3 protein-coding genes are annotated in these 4,662 nt (G+C 71.3%); 2 read left to right on the top strand and 1 reads right to left on the bottom strand.

Annotation, left to right across the window (positions count from 1 at the left end; translation table 11 throughout):
- Positions 1–153: 153 nt before the first annotated feature.
- A complete protein-coding gene (locus ACFWYS_RS42990) occupies positions 154–2,484 on the top strand; it encodes a LuxR C-terminal-related transcriptional regulator (RefSeq protein ID WP_384781826.1) in 2,331 nt (776 codons plus the stop codon).
- A 64-nt stretch (positions 2,485–2,548) separates the two neighbouring features.
- Here the strand turns inward: ACFWYS_RS42990 and ACFWYS_RS42985 are convergent, their stop codons facing one another.
- Positions 2,549–3,628: a PP2C family protein-serine/threonine phosphatase gene (locus ACFWYS_RS42985; RefSeq protein ID WP_384781834.1), complete on the bottom strand. Its 1,080-nt coding sequence runs from the start codon at positions 3,626–3,628 to the stop codon at positions 2,549–2,551.
- A 296-nt stretch (positions 3,629–3,924) separates the two neighbouring features.
- Here ACFWYS_RS42985 and ACFWYS_RS42980 point away from each other — a divergent pair.
- Positions 3,925–4,662 (top strand): BtrH N-terminal domain-containing protein (locus ACFWYS_RS42980; RefSeq protein ID WP_384781832.1); only part of this gene is annotated, 738 nt, incomplete at its 3' end.

Below are 4,662 nucleotides of genomic sequence, written 5' to 3'. Positions count from 1 at the left end.
CGGGGGCGCCAGCGGCGGGGCGCGGGCCCCTGGCGGTGGGGGGGGGGCCGGGGGGGCCCGCCCCCCGGCCCCCGGGCCCCCCCGGGGGGGGGGTTATCGGTCGGCAAGATTGCCCCCGGGGTCGACGCCGAGTCCAGGTATGCCCTCGGCTTCGTGGCCCGCAGGATCAGTGGTCAGAGGGTTCTGATCCTGGCCGGGACCGAGAGCCATGCGTGCGCCGCCGGGTCGGGAGTGCCCGTACTCCGTCTGCCGGGGCTCAGCGACCAGGACTGCCTGCGGCTCATCGCATGGATCCGCCCCTGTCCGGTGGCGCTCCCGATTCGCGAGCTGCTCGTCCATGCAGCCGACGGCAATCCCCTGATCCTGCTGGAGTTGTTGCGGACCCTCACCCCCGCGGAGCTGGGCCAGCTGTCCCGGCTGCCCGATCCCCTTCCCCTGGCACCTCGCCTGGCGCGCCTCTGGCTCGCCGAATTCCGCCGGCTTCCCGAAGGCTGCCGGAGGCTGCTGTTGCTGCTGGCCGTGGAACCGGGACTGGATCCCCTGACCCTCTTCCACGTCGCCCGACGGACGGGCATCGATCCGTCCGCCCTCAAACCGGCCGAGACCGCAGGCCTGATCATCACCTCCAGGACCCTGATCTCCTTCCGGCACGACGACCTCGGCCGGGCCATCTGCCACGGAGCGGATCTCGCCGAACGGCAGTGGGCGCACGACACGCTGGCGCAGGCCTTCGCCGACACACACGACGATCGTCGCTGCTGGCACGAGGCGGCCCTGCTGGCGGAGGCCGATGCCGAACTGGCCGACGAGCTGGAGCGTCAGGCCGAGTGCGCACGTCGGCACGGCAGCCCCGCACACGCAGCGGCGCTCATGGAACGCTCGGCCCAGCTGACCCGCGAGGACGAGCGCCGGGGAAGCCGCCTGCTCGCTGCGGCCGACTGCAGCGAGCGCGCCGGACGGCCGCGGCACGCAGCCCGGCTGCTGGAACGGGCGGAGCCCCTGGTCGGCAGGGATCAGTCGTCCTCGCGGGGACACATCGCCTACCTGAAAGGCGTGATCTCCCTCCAACACGCCGCAGCGCCGGATGCCTACGACGGACTCCTGACCGCCGCCGACCTGCTGGCCGGTGACAACCCGTCGCTGGCCGTCAGGGCGCTGGTGGCAGCGGGGGAAGCGGGCCTGCATACGGGAAACGCAGCATTGCCCGAGCAGGCCGGCCGACGCGCGCTGGCGGTACTCGACCGCTCGGCGCGGGAGAAACAGCCGACGAGCCGATTCGCCGTCGACGTTCTGCTGGCGGTTGCCGAATCGCTGCAAGGACGGCCTGCGGCCGCGGTACCCCGGTTGCGCGAGCGTCTGGACACCGCGGCACAGGTGGACGATCCTCTGGTGCTCGCGTGTGCGTCGCACGGCGCGCTGTTCATCGCCGACGATGCCCGCGCGCGTGCGCTGGCCACCCGCGCGGTGGCGCTGGCGCGCACGGCGGGTGACACACCCACGATGGTGCGCGCGATGCAGCACCTCTCGTATCCGGAATGCTGGCTGAGCGGACCGGACACCGCGACGCTCACCGCCACCGAGGCACTGCGGCTCGCCCGCGAAGCGGGCCAACTGACCTGCGCCCGCAATCTGATGGGAATCCTGATGCTCGCCGCCGGAGTCACCGGAGACGCCGGGGTGTGCGGCCAGTACGCGGACCGCGTCGTCGGCGAAGCACAGGCGCACGGCCTGGGCCTCGCGTCCGCCCTTGGCCTGTGGGGCCTGGCCCACCTCGATCTCGCCTCCGGAAACTGGGCCGAGGCGGCTGCCAAGCTGCGTCGACTCGTGCGTACGAGGCTCGGACATCCCGCTGTCGCGATCGAGGCCGTGCCCAGCTACGTGGAGGCCGCCGTCCGAGCCGGGGACCGGCAACGGGCCGAACGCGCCGCGGCGGCCTTCGCTTCCTGGGCGGCGGCGATCGGCCGGGGATGGCCCACCGCGCTGGCAGCCCGCAGCCGCGCCCTGCTGGAAACCGGCGACACCGAGCACCATTTCCGGCGCGCCCTGCGATTGCACCCGATCGGCGATCGCGAACTGGAACTGGCCCGCACCGGCCTGCTCTACGGCGAGTACCTCAACCGCGAGCGCCGACGCGCGGACGCCCGCGCCCAGCTGAGGGAGGCGGCCGACATCTTCCGCAGACACGGCGCACGGTTGTGGCTCGACCGGACCCGGGCCGAGCTGCGCGCCACCGGGGACGACGGGGACCCCACAGAAGTCGAGGCCCCCGCTCTCGACGCCCACTCCCCGACCCTGACCTCCCGTCAGCACCAGATCGTCCGGTTGATCGCCCAAGGCGCGACCAACAAGGAGGTGGCAGCCCGGCTGTATCTGAGCCCACGCACTGTCGACTACCACCTGCGTCGCATCTTCGAGCGCCTGGGAATCACTTCGCGTGCCGACCTGATCCGCCGGTGCGCAGCCGATACCGGTTCCGGTACGTGAGCAGCCGGGTGATGCACATCCCTCCGGCGACCGTCGTCTTCCGGAAGCCTCGCGCGCGGGCGTACTAGCCTCTCGTCCCATCGGGAAGGCGGTAGGCGGCGAGGACGGCAATGTCGTCGTCGAGGCTCCCGCCGCTGTAGGCGAGCAGGTCCCTGTGCAGGCGTTCGAGGAGTTCGCGGGGAGGAAGGGCGACCCACGACCGGATGCGCTCGGTGAGCGGGTAGAAGCATCCGGTGCCGTCGCGTGTCTCGGTTACGCCGTCGGTGTAGAGCAGCAGCTGGTCGCCGGGGCGGAAGGCCTCGACGTCCACGCGATAGTCGACGCCGAGCAGTACACCGAGGTTGATGGGGAGTGCCGGATCGGCCGAGTCGAGCTCGGTGATCCCGTCGGGGCCCAACCGAAGGGGCGGCGGGTGACCACAGTTGACGATGCGGACCACCGGTTCGTGATCGGGAACCTCGGCGAACACCGCGGTGACGAAGCGCTCCGCCACTCCGCTGCCAGGCAGCTCCGCGGCCCTGCGGCTCATGCTCCTCTCGACGCGGTGCACCACAGCGGCCAGATCGGGCTCGTCGTGGGCGGCCTCACGGAAGGCGCCGAGCATCGTCGCGGCCGTTTCCACCGCGAGCAGGCCCTTGCCCCGGACATCACCGATCAGCAGCCGGACTCCGTGTGCGGTGGGCACTGCCTCGTACAGGTCACCACCGATGCGCGCCTCGGCCGCGGCGGACAGATAGAGGGCTTCCATCGAGACCTGGCCGAGGCGGCGGGGCACCGGGCGCAGCAGCACGCGCTGCGCCGTCTCGGCCACCGAGCGCACGCTCGCGAGGGTTCGCTCCCGGCGCGTGCGGTGGGCAGCCAGCAGCGTACCGAGGACGCCGACCAGGGCGGTGCAGACGTAGGCGCCCACATAGTGGCGGTCCCACAGGGCACCCACCATGCGCCCCGCACAACACGGAGTGCCGGCCAGGACTCCTTCCAACACGACGGCGAACACCGTGATGGCCGCGACACCGGCAGGCCGGTGGGCGTAGGCGGCGACCACCGGCAGCCCGATGAGCAGGAAGCTCACCGGCCACTCCACCGGAGTGATCGGCTCAAGCAGCAGGACGCCCGCGACGTAGAAGGCCGGCAGCCAGCGCATCCATGCGGGCGGGGCGGGCACCTGCGGGCCGGTACCGCTCGCCTGCGCTGCACTGCGGCGCTCGGCTCTACGACGGCCGGGCCACCTCACGGCTCGCTCCGGTCGCGGATCCACCCACGCATGCTGTGCAAGAGAACTCCCGTGAGGCCTTGATCGTAATTGTCAGGATCTTCATCGTAATTCCATGACATTCACGACTCACGACTCCTGATGGTTACGGTGGCCGACCACCACAATTGGTCCGGCTTCCAGTCCTGGGCGAGGAGCGCGAGCAGAGGGGAATGAGCGGCGTGGCGATGGTGAAAGGCATTGATGTCCGCGGCATGCAGCACTGCGAGACCACGGCGCTGGGCGTGCTGCTACGGCATGAGGGACTCGACTTGTCCGAGCCCATGCTGTTCGGGCTCGGCTCCGGGCTGTCCTTCATCTACTGGGACAGCAAAGCCATGGGTTTTCCCTTCCTGGGAGGCCGGGTCAAGCCGTTCGAGCTCACCAGGAACCTGGCCGCCGCCCTCGGGCTTGAGCTGCTGATCGGGGAGACCACCTCCCCGCGCAAGGCGTGGCAGAACGTTGCGGCACCCATCGACGCCGGCCGGCCGGTCGGCCTGCAACTCGACAGCTACCACCTGGACTACTTCACCACCAAGGTGCACTTCGGCGGTCACATCGTGGCCATGTACGGCTACGACGAACAGGACGCCTACCTGGTGGACACCGACCCGCAGGGCGGAGCCGTCTCCACCGGCCTCGCCGACCTGGCCAGAGCCAGGGCCGAGCGCGGCCCCATGACCGCCAGGCACCGCTCCTTCACCATCACGGCACCCAGCGGCCCGACGCCACCGCGGGACCGGATCATCCCCGCGATCAGGACCTGCGCCGACGCCTTCCTGAACCCGCCCATCGCGAACCTGGGCCACCGGGGCATCGAGAAGGCCGCCAAGCAAGTACCGAAGTGGGGGGCGCGCCCCCCCCATCCGCGGGGCGCCCTGCCCCCGGCCCCCGGGCGCAATGTGCGGGCGGGGCCGGGCGGGGCC

Source organism: Streptomyces sp. NPDC059010 (genome assembly GCF_042740355.1).
Classification (GTDB): domain Bacteria; phylum Actinomycetota; class Actinomycetes; order Streptomycetales; family Streptomycetaceae; genus Streptomyces.
Note: the sequence above shows the minus strand (reverse complement) of the source record. Positions and strands in the feature narration are given on the sequence as shown.